This is a genomic window from Leifsonia aquatica, from assembly GCF_014190775.1.
Classification (GTDB): domain Bacteria; phylum Actinomycetota; class Actinomycetes; order Actinomycetales; family Microbacteriaceae; genus Leifsonia; species Leifsonia aquatica.
In genome coordinates this window covers 509310-527248 of the sequence record NZ_JACHVP010000002.1, presented here as the reverse complement: position 1 = coordinate 527248, position 17939 = coordinate 509310, and the positions used below count along the sequence as shown (strand labels likewise).

Below are 17939 nucleotides of genomic sequence, written 5' to 3'. Positions count from 1 at the left end.
TGTCGCCGGCGTTAACTGGGTGAAAACAGGACTGTCGGGGTGAGGACGGGGGCGGGAACGGGCAGGAGGGGCCGTCTCTCGACGGCCCCTCCCGATTCCCACGGCTACTTCGAGACGAGCGTCAGCGTCATCGTCGAGGCGTAGGTACCCGCCGGGGTGCCGGACGGGGCGACGAGCTTCAGGTCTGCACTGAGGCTGGTCGCACCGGTTCCGGTGCCGGCGGGGGCGGACGCGAAACCGCTGAACGCGGTCGCGTCTCCGGCGACGTGCTCGGTCCCCGCGACCACGCCTCCCGGGTTCGTGGCGATCGTCGGCTTCACGCCGAGCTGCTTCGCGTCGATGGTCTTCGACGAGTCCGCGCCGTTGACGAAGTTCGCCGTGCTGGCCGTGAGGTTCCAGCCCGGCTTGCTGACGACGCGCTGGTCGTCGACCGTGAACGCCGGCAGGGTGCCCGTGGAGGTCGACAGACCGTTCACGAGGCTGGCCGTGCCGAGGGTCGCCTTGGCGCCGGACGGGACGACGAGGCTCAGGGTGCCGTCCTGCGCGGCGACGGTGGTCGCCTCGAGGGCGATGTCGCCCGTCTGAGCGGGGTTGCCCGGGTTGGTGGGCGTCTCGCTCTGCGCGTCGAACGTGTACACGCCGGTGCCCGCGGTGATGTGCGCCGTGAAGTACCAGACGCCGCTCGCCGCGAGGTTCACGCCGTTGTCCTTGAGGCAGGCGAAGCCGATCGAGTAGTTGCCGCCGTTGGCCTTGATCTGCGCGATCGCGCCGAGCTGGCCCTGCGGGCGCGTGTTCGGGCCGATCACGGTCTTGCCCGGGTTGAGGGGCAGGAGCGACGAGTACGCCTTGTATGCGGTGGGCTGACGCTCTCTGCCCGGGTCGGTCCAGAACGTGCGGTAGCCGGTGGCGTCGGCCGAGCACTGGAACGCCGCATACGGGTCGGAGGTGACCGGCGTGAGCGAGATGTCGTCCAGCCACTGGATGGTCGATCCGTTGGCGGAGAAGTCTCCCGCGTCGTTGTTGAACAGGTACGCCGGGCCGTCGGAGCCGTTCGCCTGCGTGGCGGCGAGGGCCGGGGCGGCGGCCACGGCGACCAGCGTCGCGGTGGCGGCCATCGTCGCGGCGACGATGGCGATCTTGGATGTCTTCATGATCGTCCTTTTCTCAGTTCGGGTCTGGACTAGGAGGAGAGGTTCGCGCGCTGCGGCGTGGTGCTCGACGGGGCGAGGAAGCCGAACTTCGACTTCACCGCGCCGGACGTCCCGGCGAGGGTGCCGAAGTTCGTCAGGCTCTTCGCCTTCGAGGGGTCGACGAGCGCCGCGAGGGCGGCGTCGTAGGTCGCGCTCGCGGAGTCGATGCGCGCGTACTCGACGACGACGAACGTGTCACGGCCCCAGGTGGAGTTGTTGTAGTAGGCCGCGTTCGGGACGAGCGCGTTGCCGGTGCCGGTGAACGGAGCAGTGGCTCCGAGCGCACTGCCGAGTGTGGACGAGCCGGTGCGGTTCTGCGCCGCGCCGTTCTTCTGGGCGACCCAGCTGGCGACCGAGAACGGGATGATCTGGCCGGGCTGGGTGAGGACGCTGCCGTCGTTCTCGGCGAGCGTGCTGTCGTTGACGCACGAGCCGAGGGTGCTGACGCCGATCGCCGACAGGAAGAACTTGCGGGTGCCCGACGCCGACTGCGGCAGCACCGGCTTGACGGCGACGCCGTTGACGGTGGTCAGGGTGCAGTTGTAGATCTGCGTGAGCTGAGCGGTGGTGAGCTGCTCGAGGCCCGCGGCCGTGCCCGGGGCGATCGCGAACGAGACGGCATCGCGGCCGAACGGCACGTAGGCGAGCGGACCGGTGGGGTTGGCCGCGGAACCAGGACCGGAGGAGGAACGGGCGATGTCGACCTGGCCGCTGATCGCCGTGGCCGGAGTGGTGTTGCCGGAGATGGAGAAGTTGGCTCCGTCGATGGAACGGCTGAGGGCCTTCACGCCGTCGCCGGAGCCGGCCGGACGGGCGAAGTAGGGGCCGTTGGGCTTGGTCTGGATGGCGGCCGAGCCGAACGCGTCGTAGGAGGCGATGGTGCCGTTGTCGGCGACCGACCGCACGAACGGACCGGTGAGCTGGGTGCCGTTCGCCAGCGCGTTGCTGACGTCCTGCAGGGTGTCCGAGCCGGCCAGCACGTAGCTGCTCGACACGGGGTCGGCGTTCGCCGGGGTGGCGAGCACGAGACCGGCGACGGCGGTGCCGACGACAGCGCAGAGAGCCGCAGCCTTCTTGATCTTCACTCTGGTTCCTTTCGGGTTGGGCGCGGACCGGTCGGAACGCGCTCGTCGGGTCGATGCCGACCCGGGCTCTGGTGCCGTCACGGGAACCGCCGGAGGCGGGCGATGACGGGGACGGCGCCGGCCGCGGCGAGACCGCCGAGCAGGCCGCCGGGGAGGACGGCGGCGAGGGCTCCGGTGTCCGGGTCCTTCGCGGTCTTGTCGCCGCTGAGGCTTCCGGCCGCGCTGCCGAGGGCCTGAGGCGTGGTCGGGGCCGAGGCGGTGTCGATCGTCGCGCCGGTCGAGGCGTCCGCACCGTAGCCTCCCGTGCTCCCGCTGTCGCCGAAGGAGCCATCGCCCTCGCCGTCCGAGGGCGAGTCCAGGGTCGCGCCGGATTGGATGGCCGCGGCGGCCGCGATGGCCTGCGCCTTCCAGGCGGCCGGGATCGGCGCGTAGCCGGGAGGCAGCTGGCCGGCCTCGACGCCCGGTGCCTGTCCGGTGGTGGCGGCGAACCGGATGAACGCGGCGTAGTCGGCGCGGGTGGCCGCATCCCCGCGGGCCGGGTTCGTCGCGGCATACACCGGCATGGTCAACGGGTAGGCGGCGGCGGCGGACTTCGCGACGGTGCCGGCCGGGTCGTACTCGACGACCTGCGGCTGGCCCGCGACCGGCGTCATGGCGGTGGCGGCCGCGGTCAGGCTCTGGGTCGACGGGGTGACGTAGGCACCGGCCGGGTTCCGGAGCGCGGCGGTGACGACCTGGTACTTCGCGGCCGAGCTCGTGTCGGTGAGCGCGAGGACCTTCTGGTAGCCGGGGAGGCTGCGCGGCGTCTTGGCGTACTTCGCCGGGGACGAGGTCGGATCCCACTGGCCCAGCACCTGGCCGTCGCCACGCAGGGTGAGGTAGGCGGACTGGTCGAGATCGTTCGTGTAGGGGCGCCACGTCACGAGGTTGACCTCCGCTGCGCCGTTGATCACCGGCTGCACGACCGGGTCGGCCTTGGGGAAGTCCTCGCGCGGCAGCTCGAGGGCGGCGCCGGACGGGTTGATCGCCGCATCGGTCGCCGAGGTCGGGTTGACCTTCATGCCCCAGGGGTCGGCCTGCCCGGCGAGGAAGGCCTTCGCGTCGGGGTCGGCGAGCACGTAGCGCCACAGCTGCATGGCCGCGTCGGAGCGACCCTGCGGCACGAGGAGGTCGGCGACCGACGGAGCGACGATGGCCTGGAACTTCCAGTCCGGGATGTCCGCGTTCACGTCGAGGAAGTCCGGGTCGAGCAGGAGGTTGCGGGCGTTCGCACCGAGGTGCCCCTTGTCCGCGTATGTCGGGAGCGAGTCGAGGTACGACGCGGTCAGCAGCTTGGCGATCAGCCGCGGGGTGAGCTTGAGCGAGTCGAACAACAGCCCCGCCTTCAGCAGCTGGTCCTGGGGAGTGCCGTCGGCGGCCGACGGCGCTCGGTCGACAGCGAAGGCGATCGCCAAGCCTCCCACGGCGACGGGGGCGTAGCGGAGGTCGTCCTCCGTGCCGCCGAGCGCCCGCGACGTGAGGGCCAGTGGAGCCGAGTCAGCGCCGTTCGCCGCCTGGACGGCGTCCGACTCCGCGCTGTTGCTCATCGTGTAGATGGCTCCGCCCTGCGAGTTGCACAGCACCGGCTGCCAGGAGGCGACGGCGCCGGCGACGAGCTCGCTCCCGCGCAGCTGGCGCTCGGCCGCGCCGATGTTGCACGAGACGCCGAGCGGCTTGAAGGTCAGCTTGAACGCGATGTTGTGCTTCCACGCATCCCAGCGCAGGCCCGACTGGGTGATGTGCGGCTCGCCCGAGTCGGCGGTCCCCCGCGGGATGACGACGAGCCAGCACGTCTGCGGCGTGGTGGTGCTGCCGCTCTTCACGGGGGTTCCGCAGCCGAGGCCGTTCGCCTGCAGCGCGGTCTGCACTTCGAAGCGCACCGATCCCGCGCCGTTCGACGCCGAACCGGCCCACGGCACCTCGTTGGACTGGCTCGGGTTGAAGAACTGGTTGACGTTGACGTTCGTGTCGGTCTGCTTGCCGTCGACGATCGAGGCGACCGTCGTGCCGTCGACGCTCGTGAACGGGATCGAGGTGTAGCCGGGTGTGAACGGTCCACGGCGCGGCAGCGAGAACTTCTCGTCCTGCGTCGCGACGGTGTCGTCGGTGACGTAGCCGTCGCGGGTGGCGCCGGCAGTGTTGAACGCCCCGTACTGGCAGGTCGTGCGGTCGGGGTGGCCCGGGTTGTCCGGATCCTCACCCCAGCACTGCGCGAGCTGCAGGAAGTTCTCGCCGCCGTTGCCTCCGCTCGGCGGGGTGGAGAGCTTGCCGCCCGTCCACGACACGGTGACGCCCTGCGAGATGAGGTCGGTGGTCTGGGAGACGGTGACGGCGAGGTCGGGGAAGGGCGCGTCCTTCGCGTCCTTGTCCTGCTGCGCGGCCGTGGCGGTGACGGCGGTGGAGTCCGCTGCGCGCGCCGATCCGGCTCCGGCTCCGCCCACTCCCGCGAACACGGCGGTGGCCGCGATGCCCACGAGGGCGCCGAAGACGAGGGCTCGCGCGATCGTTCCGCGAGGCCGCACGCGACCGCTCGATTCCATGTCTCTCCCGGGGTTTCTCCGGCCGAACCTGCCTCGACCGGGCGCCAAGCTATGGGCGGTTCGTGACATCCCGATGAACGATCCGGGAACGGGCTGACGACGGGAGCTTGTCCAGCGGAGTTCGCACCGGGGCGCGCCCGCGGGCATGAGGAAACAGCCCGTCGAGACGTGAGTAGTCGCGGGTGTCCGGGGGTGGACACCCGCAACGACTCACGTCTCGCGGGCTGTGGGGGGTGGGGGTGGGGGTGGGGGTGGGGGTGGGGGCTACTCGGTGGTGCCCCGGGAGCGGCGGAGGCGGCCGAAGAGGAGGGGTGGGAGCACGATGGCGAGCACCAGCAGGCCCGCGGCGATGAGCATCACGGTCTGCTGGCCTCCCCAGCCGTCGTCCGCCAGCGCGAACGGCGTCGCACGCGCGGCGTTGGCGCTGGTGAGCTGGGTGTCGTCGATCGTGCCGGTCGACCCGTCGGTGGCGGCCGCACCGGCGTCGGTCGACCCCGCGCCGGCACCGGCACCTCCGGCTCCCGCCCCACCGCCGGCCTCGGCGGACGAGCCGCCCTTGCCGCCGCCGGTGGTCGCTGTCGGGGTGTTGCGCGCGCCGGCCGTGCCGGTGGTGCACTGGTCCGGACCCTGCTTGTCGCAGGCGGCCGGCTGGGGCGCGGTGGCCGCCAGCTGGTTGCTCGAGGGCGAGTCGCCCGGCTTGAACGTGGGGTTGTTGCACTTGTTGAGGTCGACGCCGCTCACGTCGGCGCCGGGGATGCGCTTGATCTGCGTGAAACCGGCCTGCACGAGGTTCATCGGCAACGGCGAGTAGCCGAGGGTCGCCGCCTGTTGCTGCCCTTCGCAGAGCATGTAGTTCGAGAACGCCCCGAGCGTCTTGCCCTTCTCGGCCGTGAAGATGCCCGCCACCTGGGTGGGCACGATCATGTACGAGTAGCTCGACAGCGGGTAGGTGCGCGGATCGGCGCCGTTGTAGACGCCGTCGAGGATCTGCGTGAGGTAGTCGGGGGAGGAGGCGTTGTCGTTGATCGCCGCCTTCATCAGGGCGACGGCCACGGAGGGCGCGGTCGGCTCGATGTAGTACCCGGCGGCGTTCAGCACCTTCGCGACGGGAAAGCCCGACTTCAGCGCGTAGGAGTACTCGACGTAGGTGATCGCGCCCTCGCCGTAGGACTGGCTGACGTATCCCGCGACGCCGAGCGAGCCGCTCTGCGCCTTGAAGTTGCCGTACGACGGGTACTGGGAGGTCAGCCCGCAGGGGTTCGGGCGGCCGACCTTGCTGCAGAACGAGTTCCACAGCGCGGAGTGCTGCTTCGACATCCACAGCGTGAACTGGGCGGTGGAGCCGGAGCCGTCGGAGCGGACCACGGGCACGATCGCCTTGTCCGGCATGGCGAGACCGGGGTTGTCCTTGGCGATCTGCGGGTCCTTCCAGTTGGTGATGACGCCGGTGAAGATCTTCGTGATCGTGTCGCCGCTCAACCGGAGGTTGGTGACCCGCTTGCCACCGATCTTGAGGTTGTACATGAACGACGTGCCACCGGCGACGATCGGCATGTACGCGAAGCCGGAAGTGGGCTTCTCAGGTGCGGAGCCGTCTTCGGGCGCCGACTGGAACGGGATCTCGCTCACCGCGAAGTCGACCGTCTGCGCGATGAAGTCGCGACGGCCCGCGGAGGAGCCGGTGCCGGAGTAGTTGACGGTCATGCTGTAGTTCGTGGCGACGTTGCGGCGCCACTGGTCGAGCGCGTTCTGCGACCAGGTGGAGCCGGTGCCGGTGATCGGCGCCCAGTTCGCGGCCTGCGCCGACTGAGCCGTCTGCGGGGCGAGCGGCGCGGCGACGGCGAGCACGGCGGCGGCCGCGGCCAGCGCGATCCGCAGGATGCGTCGGGGGGATCGGGGCATCACGGCGTGGGGTCCTTCTGGTCGGTGGAGAGGGAGATCGGGCTGGGGCTCGGAGCCGCTGCGGCGGTCTCGATGCGCATCAGGTCGCGGTGGCTGGCCTCGGCGGTCCGGCGCCTGCTGCCGGCGGACTGCTGTCCCGGCGCCTTGCCGCCGAGCACGCGCGCGGCGAAGAAGAGCGCCAGCACGAGCAGGATCAGCACGACGGCGGTGCCGAAGCCGCGGGCGATCATGTTCGGCTCCGGGCTCTTGACGAAGTCGAAGACCTGCAGCGGCAGGGAGATCATCGGGCCGCTGAACGGATTGAGATTCATCACGGCCGTGACACCGCTGGTGAGCAGCACGGGCGAGGTCTCGCCGATCCCGCGGGCGGTGCCCAGGATGACGGCGGTCACGAGACCCGAGCGCGCGGTCGGCAGCACGACGTGCCAGACGGTGCGCCAGCGGGTCGAGCCCAGCGCGTACGACGCCTCGCGCAGGTTGCCGGCGACCAGCCGCAGCACGACATCGGACGCCCGGATGACGATCGGCAGCATCATCACGGTGATGGCGAGGGAGGCGGCGAAGCCCGAGCGCTGATGCGTCACGAACGTGATGATCGCCGAGTAGACGAACAGGCCGGCGACGATCGAGGGCAGCGCGGTCATGGCGTCGGCGATGGTGCGGACGAAGCGGGCGAACCTCCCGCCGATCTCGTTGAGGAAGACCGCGGTCGCGACGCCGAGCGGCACGGTGATCGCGAGCGCGATGGCGATCTGGATCAGCGTGCCCACGATGGCGTGCAGGATGCCGCCCTTCGAGAGCGGATCGAGAGGGCCGGCGAACTCCATCGTCTGGCCGAAGAAGTTGACATGCGTGACGGCGGAGGCGCCCCGCACGAAGGCGAACACGAACACGAAGACCAGGGAGGCGAAGAGCACGAGTCCCGAGCTCACGAAGAGCACGGTCATCACGCGGTCGGCGACGGTCTGGCGGTTGGAGCGCAGCGAGACCAGCAGGGCGTAGATGCCGATGAAGGAGAGGAAGGCGACGACGGCCCAGCCGACCTCGCCGGTGAGCGGCGCGAACCAGCCGAAGAGCAGCAGCGCCAGCGCCATCCCGGCGACGAGCGCGCCCCACAGGTTGAAGCGGTCCTCGGAGGTGGTCTGGCTGAGGTCGCGGCGCGGACCGATCTCGCCGCGGTCCTCGGGCGGGAGGCTGGTGTGCCCGTCGGCGGCGGGTGCAACAGGCTGCTCCGGACGCTCGGCGGGCGTGGCGACGACCGTGATGTCGTCCACCAGCAGGGTGGGCGCGTTCCAGTTCTCGGTGGTGGTCATGGGGTCCCGGCCGTCAGTTGGTCTGGGCGCCCGAGCGCGAGCGGGCGACGATGGAGGAGGCGGTGAAGTTGACGACGAGCGTCATGAGGAACAGCACCAGACCGGCGGCCATGAGAGCCGAGAGGCCGAACGAGCTCGCCTCGCCGTAGCGGTTGGCGATGAGCGCGGAGACCGAGTTGGAGCCGGTCTTGAGCACCTGCAGGTTGATCGTGAACACCGGCGAGATGATCAGGTAGACGGCGATCGTCTCGCCGAGCGCGCGGCCGAGGCCCAGCATCGTGCCACCGATGATGCCGCCGCGGCCGAAGGGCAGCACGACCGAGCGGATCATCCCCCACCGGGTCGAGCCGAGTGCGTACGCTCCCTCGCGCTCGCCGGCCGGCGCCTGCGAGAACGCCTCGCGCATGACCGAGGTCTGGGTGGGCACGACCATGAGCGCGACGACCAGCCCGGCGATGAACGCGGACGACGTGAACGCGCTCGCCTCGGTGAGCGCGTGGCCGCTGCCGTCGGTGACGGCGAAGACGGGGATCCAGCCGAAGTGCCCCGAGATCCAGCGGGCGACGGGGATGATGTTCTCCTGCAGGAAGAACAGGCCGAACAGGCCGTAGACCACGCTCGGCACGGCGGCCATCAGGTCCACGAGGCTGATCAGCGCGGTCTTGACCCGCGGCGGCACGATCTCGGAGATCAGGAGAGAGGTGCCGAGGGCGAGGGGAACGGAGACGCACATCGCGATGATCGCGATCGTGACGGTGCCGCTCAGCACCGCGGCGATCCCGAACTTCTGCGTCTCGGGCGACCACTGCTGCTCGGTGAGGAACGAGAACCCGGTGACGCTCAGCGCATCCCCGGCGCGTACCGCCAGGAAGAAGCCGACGGCGAGCATGATGCCGACCGTCGTGGCGCCGGCGCCGTAGCTGACAGTGCGGAAGACGGAGTCGGAGCGCGACGGGCGCGAGGCCAGCGAGCGGGGTCGCTGGCGCGTGCCCGGCTCGGGCGGGACGGTCAGGGTGTGCTGTGACATTCGGGTTCCTCGGATCGGCGTGCGCCTCGGCACAGCGTGCTCAGAGCGGGTGAACGCCCGGAGACGCGGGGGTGAAGGGGCTGCAACCGTGCACGGATGGGGGTCATGGCGCGGGCGGCCGGGTGGGCTGCGACGTCGGGGTGGGGGCGGGTGTCGGGGTCGTGGTGGGCTGTGCGGGGAGGCGGCTGACGACGACAGTGACCGTCTCGCCGAGCGCGACGACCGTGCCGGCGCCAGGCTCGCTGCCGAGCACGGTGCGGTCCGGGACGGTGGAGTCGACGACCGACCGCTCGATGACCGCGAAGCCGGCCGCCGAGAGGGTCGCGCCGGCGGCGAGCATGGTCTGGCCGTGGAGTTCGGGGACGGCGTTGCGGCCCGATGCGACGACGAGGGCGACAGCCGTCCCTGGCGCCGCGGGGACGCCCGACGCCGGCTGGGTCTGCAGCACGGTCCCCGCCGCCGCGATGCCGTCGCGGGAGGTGACGGACCCGGCGGTCAGGCCCGCGGCTGCGAGTCGGGCCGCCGCATCGGCACGCGAGAGACCGGCGAGATCCGGGATGGGCACGTCCTGTGGAACGGTCACCGCGGGAGCGACGGTCGGTTGGGGGGTGGGCGTCTCGGGTGCGACGGACGGCGGCGGGCTCGGGACCGCCACGAGAGTCGGCGGCGCCGTCGGCGCGGCGTTGGCGGCGACCAGCCAGATCGTCGCCGCCACCGCGACAGCTCCGGCCGTGACGGCGAGGGCGGTGCGGCCGAGACGGGCGGCGGGTGCGGCGGCGGGTCGTGCCGCTCCGGTCGGCGCGGGGAGGGGACGCGGCGCGGTGGCGGGCTCCGGACGCCTCACCGGCGGTCGCACCGTGGGGGCCGGGGTCGCGGACACGCGCTCAGGCGCGCGACGCCCGCGCGGGATGACGGTGGTCGCCGCCTCCCGATCGACCGGCACCCCGCCGGGACCGATGAACACGGAGGGCGCGATGGGCACGGTGGGCGAGACCGGAACCGTGGTCGGCAGCAGAGCGGTCCCGGTGTCGAGCACGGAGGTCCCACCAGAGCCGCGCGCGGGTGGAGCCGCCTCCCCCAGCACCGCCCGCACCGCCGCGGCCATCGCCGCGGCGCTCGCGTAGCGGGCCTCCGGCTGCTTCATCAGGCCGCGCACCACGATCTCGTCCGCGGCCCGCGGGATGCGCGAGTCCAGTGCCGACGGCACGGGCGGCGGCGCGGACACGTGCGCCGCCATGGTCTGCGCGGCCGTCGCACGCGGGAACGGCGGACGCCCGGTCAGCGCGAAGTGCAGGAGGCCGGCCGCCTGGTAGAGATCGCCGCGTTCGTCGACGGGCGCGCCGAGGGCCTGCTCGGGCGAGAGGTAGTTGACGCTCCCGATCACGCCGCCGTCCACCTCCCCGCCTCCGACTCCGGTCGCGCCTGCGCGCGAGCGCAGCACGTCGCCGCCGACCGCCGCCCGCCCCGGCGCGTCCGCGAGACCGAAGTCGAGCAGCGAGACCGCGCCGTCGTCGGCGACGACCACGTTGCCCGGGGCGACGTCACGGTGCACCAGCCCCGCCGCGTGCACCGCGGCGAGCGCGTCGAGCAGCCGTGCCGCGAGCGCGAGGGCCGCGGCGGGATCCAGCGGACCGTCGGCCTCGACGAGCCGCGCGAGGGTGCGTCCCGGGGCGCGGGCGGTCGCGATCCAGGCGCGCGGCTCACCGCCTCCCTCGTCCACGCCGTGGCCGAGCACCGCGGGGACTCCGGGATGGTCGACCCGCGCCGCCGCGGCCGCTTCGGCGAAGAAGGCGTTTCGTTCGGCGGCCGTGCCCGAGAGACGGGGGTGCAGCACCTTGACGGCGACGGTCTCGCCCGTCGTGGTGTCGCGGGCGCTGTAGACGGAGGCCGTCGCGCCGCTGCCGAGCAGTCCGTCGAGCTCGAACCGGCCGGCGAACGCGCTCATCGGCCACCCGCGCCGCGCGCGCTCGCAGCGGCGGCGTTCGCGGCGGCCGCGACGGCGTCGACGTAGGAGTCGAGTTGGTTGTAGGCGAAGATCGCGTCGCGCCACGAGGCGGGTTGCGAGAGGTCCCCGGAGGAGCAGAGGTAGCGGCCGGCGGCGAGGGCGGCGTCGTCCAGCTGCTGCGGGTCGGCGACGCCGTCGCCGGATCCGTCGGCTCCCCACTGCTCCCAGGTCGACGGGAGGAATTGGAACGGCCCGACCGCGCGATCCCATCGTGGGTCGCCGTCGACGCGTCCGCCATCGGTGTCATCGATCGCGGCGTAGTCGGTGCCGTCGAGGCGCGGCCCGAGGATGGGCGGCTGCACGGTTCCGTCCCCCTGCGGCGCCGAGCCTCCGATCGTGCCGTGGTGCGACTCCACCGCGCCCAGGCCGGCGAGCGTCGACCAGCCGAGGCGGCATCCCGGGTCCTTCGCGGCGATCGCGGTGGCCGCACCGGCATAGGCCAGCACGGCCCGCCCGGGGATGCCCGTGCGGCGCGCGACGTCGGCGGCCCAGGCACGGGAGACACGGGCGGAGTTGCCGGCGGCGAGTGGGCCGTCAGCCGGGGCCGCGGTGGCGGGCGCGCCGAGCCCCGTCGAGTCGGCGGGCGTGCCCTCGGGCATCGCCTCCCCCGCCGGAACGACATCGGAGGGCGGCACGCTCCATCCCCGGGGCGCCGGGGCCGAGCTGAGCGCGCACACGCCCACGACGACCGCGATCGCGGCGGCCCCAGCGACGAGCAGCAGCCTCCGCATCACCACACGACGTCGTCGGCGACCGCGCCGGTGCGCCGCGGCGGCTCGAGGCGGCGCACGGTGTCCTCGATCTCCGCCTCCCGCAGCGCGTCGATCGCGGCGAAGGCGGCCGTCGTCCCGGATGCGGCGGCGCCGTACCAGCGACCGCAGGTAATGACGGGCTGGCGGCCGTGCGAGAGGTACCAGCCGTGCATCCCGGTGCGCTCGCCGCTCACGGTCGTCAGCCGGAGCTCATCCACGCCGGCGCGCAGCGCGATCACGTGGGCGCGCGCACTGGCGTAGGAGGTGTACGCGCGGGCGCTGCGGCCCAGCTCGCGGTTGTTGGAGGCCAGGATGCGCCACACCCCGCACGCGCCGTCCGCCACGACGGGGTGCGCCATCGGCGTCCGGCGCACGACGCTCGTCGCGGCCGGGGTGCCCGGGCGCGAGACCGCGATCGAGCCCGTGCGGCGGGCCGCGCCTTCGACGGTCTGGAGGAACCGCGTCCAGGCCAGGAACATCGGGTCGGCGCTGGAACGGAACGTGGAGAAAACGATGCGCGGCGAAGCGGACATGGCTGTGCCTTCGGGAGAGGGGACGGGGCCGGCACGCGGGGTCTCGTGCCTCTGGTGGGCGACCGTCACGCATACGGTGCGGGCCGCCCATGAAGGCGCGGCGACGGGAAGGTGAAGGAGAGGTGTCCGGCGCACCCCCAGTCTGTGGGGATTCTCACCGGTCCACGCCGTGTCTCCCAGCCCGCTCCGGGGCGGGACCCCCCGTTCGGGGACACCCCCGTGACCGTCCGGTGAACAAGGGGTGACCTCCCCTCCCCCGATGCATAGGCGGCTCCTAGGATCGCTGCTGCCGGAGCGCCACCGGCCGCGCTCCAGCCTCCCCGCACCTCCCCCGCGAAGGACTCCCCGCGATGTCGAAACGCACGCGCCTCACCGCGATCCTCGTGATCGTCGGCGTGCTCGTCGCGGTGGCCGTGACGCTCGCGATCGCCGCACGGCCCGTCGCCGTCGCAGCGGCCTCCGGCACCTACGCCGTCTCGGCCGGACTCGACGACTGCGGCGCGGGGTGGGGCCACGACGGCACGGCGCCGGGCGGCGACGAGGAGCTCACCGTCACCAACCCGACCGTCGCGGGGATGGAGGTCTACCTCCAGGAGGCCGTCGGCGGCAAGGTCTACCTCGACCTCGAGAACCTGGGCGCCGGCGCCCACGCGAAGGCGCACGTCGCGCTGGGCAGCGGGAGGTACCGGTTCGTCTGCCTGCCCGCCGACGCCGACCCGGTGCGCGGGCCCACCGTCACGGTCGGCCGTGCGCCCGCCTCCGCCCAGCTCACGCCGGGGATGGTCCCGGTGACGAGGGGCGACCTCATCCCCGTCGCACTCGCCTATGGCACGTGGGTGGGCACCCGCCTGCCCGTGCTGCAGCAGCAGGTCGCCGCGCTCTCGGCCGACGCCGAGGAGGGCGACCTAGCGGCCGCGAAGCGCGACTGGCTGGCGGCCCACACCACCTATGAGACCCTCGGCGCCGCGTACGACGCGTTCGGCGATGTCGGAGACCAGATCGACGGACTGCCGCGCGACGGGCTGACCGGCTTCCACCTGGTCGAATCGCAGCTCTGGGGCGGCGCGGATACCGCGACGGTCGCCGCGTCGGCGGCGCAGCTCGGCACGGAGGTCGGCAGCCTCGCGGGCACGTTCGCCGACGCCGAGATCGACCCGGGGGCGATCGCGCTGCGCGCCCACGAGATCGTGGAGGTCGCCGTCCAGGACGTGCTGACGGGCGCCGCGGATGCCGGGTCCGGCACCGAGCTGGCCACGATCGACGCGAACCTCGACGGGGCGGAGCAGGCGCTGGCGCCGCTGCACGACATCCTCGCCCCGCGCTACCCCGACCTGGACCGCACGACGGAGGAGCTGCAGCAGACGCGCACGCTCGTCGAGTCGTTCCGCGCCGCGGACGGCACCTGGACCCCGCTCGCCGGCCTCGACCGCGGCCAGCGCGAGCGCCTCGACGCCGCCCTCGACCACGACGCGGAACTGCTCGCTCCCGTCGCCGCCATCTGCGACCCGAGGAGGGAATCGTGACCGAGACGGAGCGCGCCGCGGAACAGGCCACGGACGAGCGGAGCACCCGCCTCGGACGCCGGGGGTTCCTGGCGGCGGGGGTGGCTCTGCCCGCTGCAGCGGCCGTCGCGGCGGGTGCCGGGGCCGGGATCGGCGCGGCCGCCTCGTCCGCCCCTTCCTCGTCGTCGGCGGCGACGCCTCCGCGCTCGTACCCGTTCCACGGCACCCACCAGCAGGGCGTGCTCACCACCCCGCAGCGCGCTGCGGCGTTCGTCGCCCTCGACGCGACGGCGGCCGACCGCGCCGAGCTCGCCGACCTCCTCAAGACCATCACCGAGCGGGCCCGGTTCCTCACCGCCGGCGGCACCCCGCCCGACCCCGGGCTCACCGCGCCTCCACGCGACTCCGGTGTGCTCGGCCCGACGGTCGAGCCCGGTTCGCTCACGGTCACCCTGTCGGCCGGCGCCTCCCTCTTCGACGACCGCTACGGGCTCGCCGCCGCGAAACCCGCTCGGCTGCGGGCGATGGATGCGTTCCCGGACGACGCGCTGCGCAGGGAGGTGTGCGACGGCGACCTCCTGCTGCAGGTCTGCGCCGACGAGCGCGACACCGTCACGCACGCGGTCCGCGAGATCGCCCGCGCGACCCGCGGCGGGATGCAGGTGCGCTGGCGGCAGGACGGTTTCGTCTCCCCGCCGCGGCCGAGCGGGACGCCCCGCAACCTGATGGGCTTCAAGGACGGCACCAGCAACCCCGACGTCACCGACGCCGCGCTGATGTCGAAGCTCGTGTGGGCGCGCGGCGGCAGTGGAGGCGAACCCGCCTGGACGACCGGCGGCAGCTACCACGTGGTGCGCGTCATCCGGATGCTCGTCGAGTTCTGGGACCGCGTGAACCTGCACGAGCAGGAGAACATGATCGGCCGCCGCCGCGACTCCGGAGCCCCGCTCACCGCCTCCCGCGAGTTCGACGACCCGCACTACGAGCTCGACGCGACCGGCGACGTCATCCAACTCGACGCGCACATCCGGCTCGCCAACCCGCGCACCGCCGACACCGCGGACCAGCGGCTGCTGCGCCGTGCGTACAACTACGACGGCGGCACCGACGCCAACGGCAACCTCGACATGGGCCTGGTCTTCGTCGCCTTCAACCAGGACCTCGACCGGCAGTTCGTCGCCGTGCAGAAGCGCCTCGCCGGCGAACCGCTCGTCGACTACATCCAGCCCTTCGGCGGCGGGTACTACTTCGCGCTGCCCGGCGTCCGCGACTCCTCCGACTGGCTCGGGCGCACGATGCTCGCCTGAACGTCGCGAGGCCGACCGGCGCACCCGCGCCGGTCCCACCACCAGCAGGAAAGAAGGAATCGTGTCCAGACACTCCCGTCTGCGCCGCTCCACCCTCGCCGGAGCGGGAGCCGCCCTCCTGGGCGTCGTCGCGCTCGTCGGCGCCGGTGTCCTGGCGGGCTCGCCCGCCTCCGCCTCCGCGAACGGCTACGGCGGCCACGGGGACCACTCCGCGCAGACCGTCACCCCGATCAAGCACCTCGTCGTGATCTTCGACGAGAACATCTCCTTCGACCACTACTTCGGCACCTACCCCAACGCGGCCAACACCGACGGCACGCCGTTCACCGCCGCCCCGCGCACCCCGGCGGCGAACACGCTCACCAGCAGCGGCACGCTCACCAGCAACCCCAACCTCTACCCGCCCAAGCGGCTCACCCCCGACCAGGCCGTGACCTGCGACCAGAACCACAGCTACGCAGCCGAGCAGGCCGCCGTCGACGCCGGGAAGATGGACATGTTCGTCCAGAAGACGAGCACCGACACCTGCACCGGCGCGTACGGCGCACCCGGTCTGGTCATGGACTACTACGACGGCAACACCGTCACCGGCATGTGGAACTACGCCCAGAACTACGCCATGAGCGACAACAACTGGGACACCGAGTTCGGCCCCTCCACCCCCGGCGCGCTGAACCTCGTCTCGGGTCAGACCCACGGCGGCACCGCCTACGACCCGAAGACCGGGGCCGTGCTGCCGGCCTCGACGGCCGTCCAGTCGCCCAACGCCGCGGGCGTCGGGACCGTGATCGGCGACCCCGACCCGGCGTACGACGACTGCTCCGACAACGACCACACCTCCACCTCCGCGGTCGTCGGGATGTCGGGCAAGAACGTGGGCGACCTGCTCAACGCGCGCGGAGTGACCTGGGGCTGGTTCCAGGGCGGCTTCACGCCGACCACCGCCTGGAACGGCCAGTCCGGCTCGTACGCGGCCTGCGACAAGACCACGGCGAACGTGGCCGGCGCGACCCCGAAGGACTACTCGCCGCACCACTCGCCGTTCCAGTACTACAAGTCGACCTCGAACCCGCACCACCTCGCACCCTCCAGCGTGAAGGCGATCGGGCACACCGACCAGGCGAACCACCAGTACGACCTGACCTCGTTCGACGCGGCGCTGAAGGCGGACAACCTGCCCGCCGTCTCGTTCCTCAAGGCGCCGGAGGCGCAGGACGGCCACGCCGCCTACTCCGACCCGCTGGACGAGCAGAAGTTCCTCGTCAACGAGATCAACGCCATCCAGAAGTCCGACAGCTGGTCGAGCACCGCTGTCGTCGTCACCTATGACGACTCGGACGGCTGGTACGACCACGTGGCGCCGAAGGTGACCAACGGGTCGAAGGATGCGGCGGTCGACTCGGCCGTGTGCACCAGCGTCTCGCGCACCGCCGGCGGGTACGCCGATCGCTGCGGTCCGAGCCAGCGCCTGCCGTTCCTGCTGATCTCGCCGTGGGCCGCCCAGAACAAGGTCGACCACACCCCGATCGAGCAGACCAGCGTCCTCCGCTTCATCGAGAACAACTGGCTGACCGGCCGGATCGGCGACGCATCGTTCGACACGCGCGCCGGCTCCATCGGCGGCCTGTTCGACTGGTGGCACCCGCAGCAGCGGGAGGTGCTGCTCGATCCGACCAGCGGCGCCGTGACGAAGGTCGTCTCGACGCGCCCGCACTGGCCGACCCCGCCTCGCGGAGGCTGGTCCACCCAGCCCTAGCCGCGCCTCCCGCACCCGCCGGCCCGCCCGCACCGCCCGGCCCGCCGAGGTTCACGTCGTGGCGCTCATTCCAGCCCGGATGAGCGCCACGACGTGAACCTCGGCGGGCGTTTCGCTCGTCAGCGGTCGCGGAGCAGCTCGTCGAGCGAGAGCGGAGCGCGGCCGGTGACGCGCTCGACCGCATCGCTCACGCCCGCCAGCTCGCCCGCGGCGATCGCCGTGTAGGTCGAGACCCAGGCGTCGTACTGCCACTGCGGTGCGTCCCACTTCTTCCGGGACTCGTACGCTTCCTCCACGGTCTCGTCGTGGAACGACACCGCCCGGCCGAGCCGGCGCGAGAGGGTCTCGGCGACCTCCGCCATCGTCAGCTCCTCGGGGCCGGTGAGGTCGTAGGTGACGTCGCGGTGACGCTCGGGATGCTGCAGGACCGCTGCCGCGACGCGGGCGACGTCCGCACGCGCGACCATCGCCGCCCGACCGCCGTCCGCTGGACCGCGGATGACGCCGTCCTCCCCCATCATGAACTCGACGAAGTCGAGGTAGAGGTTGTCGCGCAAGAAGGTGTGCGCCATCCCGGTGCTCAGGATGCGCTGCTCGGTCGCGTAGTGGTCGCGCGCGAGGGTGAAGGTCGCGTCGGGCGCTGCGCCGACGAACGACGTGTAGACGATGTGCTTCACCCCGGCCTCCGCCGCGGCGTCGACGAAGGAGTAGTGCTCGCGCAGCCGCTCGGCGTTCTCCGCCGCGGAGACCATGAAGAGCGTCTCGACGCCGTCCAGGGCGGCGCGGGCCTGGTCGGCATCGCCGTACGTGCACGCGAGCGTCACCGTCCCGGGAAGATGCGGCGCTTTCGCGGGCGTGCGGGCGAGCATCCGGAACGGCACAGCGGCGTCGGCGAGCGCTGCCGCGGTCAACCGCCCGACCGTCCCCGTCACGCCGGTCACCGCGAGCGTGGGCATCCCCGTGTTGTCCGTCATACGCCCATCCAACC

The 17939-nt window shown here is 72.4% G+C and carries 13 protein-coding genes; 3 read left to right on the top strand and 10 right to left on the bottom strand.

Annotation, left to right across the window (positions count from 1 at the left end; translation table 11 throughout):
- Positions 1-104: 104 nt before the first annotated feature.
- The 9 genes from FHX33_RS12480 to FHX33_RS12440 all read right to left on the bottom strand — a co-directional run bounded on the left by FHX33_RS12480 (position 105) and on the right by FHX33_RS12440 (position 12386).
- On the bottom strand, positions 105-1151 hold the full coding sequence (locus FHX33_RS12480) for a hypothetical protein (protein WP_021763273.1): 1047 nt from the start codon (positions 1149-1151) through the stop codon (positions 105-107).
- A gap of 29 nt (positions 1152-1180) precedes the next feature.
- Positions 1181-2275 (bottom strand): type 2 periplasmic-binding domain-containing protein, encoded by a 1095-nt coding sequence (locus FHX33_RS12475; RefSeq protein WP_021763274.1) that lies wholly within the window; start codon positions 2273-2275, stop codon positions 1181-1183.
- A gap of 77 nt (positions 2276-2352) precedes the next feature.
- Positions 2353-4836 carry a hypothetical protein gene (locus FHX33_RS12470; protein ID WP_183428580.1) on the bottom strand — a complete coding sequence of 828 codons (2484 nt, stop codon included), beginning with the start codon at positions 4834-4836 and terminating at the stop codon, positions 2353-2355.
- Positions 4837-5118: 282 nt separating this feature from the next.
- Positions 5119-6756, bottom strand: a complete 1638-nt coding sequence (pstS, locus tag FHX33_RS12465; RefSeq protein ID WP_183428579.1) for a phosphate ABC transporter substrate-binding protein PstS — start codon at positions 6754-6756, stop codon at positions 5119-5121.
- Complete coding sequence (gene pstA, locus FHX33_RS12460) at positions 6756-8069, bottom strand: phosphate ABC transporter permease PstA (RefSeq protein WP_021762233.1); 1314 nt, start codon at positions 8067-8069, stop codon at positions 6756-6758. The genes pstS and pstA overlap by 1 nt, the downstream gene beginning before the upstream one ends.
- A gap of 13 nt (positions 8070-8082) precedes the next feature.
- The gene (gene pstC, locus FHX33_RS12455; protein WP_021762235.1) at positions 8083-9096 is read right to left on the bottom strand and encodes a phosphate ABC transporter permease subunit PstC; all 1014 of its coding nucleotides are present in this window, start codon (positions 9094-9096) and stop codon (positions 8083-8085) included.
- 103 nt (positions 9097-9199) lie between these two features.
- Entirely contained in the window at positions 9200-11041 is a 1842-nt protein-coding gene (locus tag FHX33_RS21965; protein ID WP_183428578.1) for a serine/threonine-protein kinase, read from the bottom strand.
- Positions 11038-11832: a lytic transglycosylase domain-containing protein gene (locus FHX33_RS12445; protein WP_221209621.1), complete on the bottom strand. Its 795-nt coding sequence runs from the start codon at positions 11830-11832 to the stop codon at positions 11038-11040. Before FHX33_RS12445 ends, FHX33_RS21965 begins: the two co-directional genes overlap by 4 nt.
- Positions 11832-12386: a hypothetical protein gene (locus tag FHX33_RS12440; RefSeq protein ID WP_179700821.1), complete on the bottom strand. Its 555-nt coding sequence runs from the start codon at positions 12384-12386 to the stop codon at positions 11832-11834. Before FHX33_RS12440 ends, FHX33_RS12445 begins: the two co-directional genes overlap by 1 nt.
- A 350-nt stretch (positions 12387-12736) precedes the next feature.
- Between FHX33_RS12440 and FHX33_RS12435 the strand changes: the two genes are divergently transcribed.
- The 3 genes from FHX33_RS12435 (at position 12737) to FHX33_RS12425 (ending at position 16951) form a co-directional block, all read left to right on the top strand.
- On the top strand, positions 12737-13909 hold the full coding sequence (locus tag FHX33_RS12435; RefSeq protein WP_183428577.1) for an EfeM/EfeO family lipoprotein: 1173 nt from the start codon (positions 12737-12739) through the stop codon (positions 13907-13909).
- Positions 13906-15195: an iron uptake transporter deferrochelatase/peroxidase subunit gene (efeB, locus tag FHX33_RS12430; RefSeq protein ID WP_183428576.1), complete on the top strand. Its 1290-nt coding sequence runs from the start codon at positions 13906-13908 to the stop codon at positions 15193-15195. The genes FHX33_RS12435 and efeB overlap by 4 nt, the downstream gene beginning before the upstream one ends.
- 61 nt (positions 15196-15256) lie before the next feature.
- Positions 15257-16951 carry a phospholipase C gene (locus tag FHX33_RS12425; RefSeq protein WP_021764581.1) on the top strand — a complete coding sequence of 565 codons (1695 nt, stop codon included), beginning with the start codon at positions 15257-15259 and terminating at the stop codon, positions 16949-16951.
- A 119-nt stretch (positions 16952-17070) separates the two neighbouring features.
- Here the strand turns inward: FHX33_RS12425 and FHX33_RS12420 are convergent, their stop codons facing one another.
- Positions 17071-17925 carry an NmrA family NAD(P)-binding protein gene (locus FHX33_RS12420; protein ID WP_021759459.1) on the bottom strand — a complete coding sequence of 285 codons (855 nt, stop codon included), beginning with the start codon at positions 17923-17925 and terminating at the stop codon, positions 17071-17073.
- Between the last annotated feature and the right edge of the window lie 14 nt (positions 17926-17939).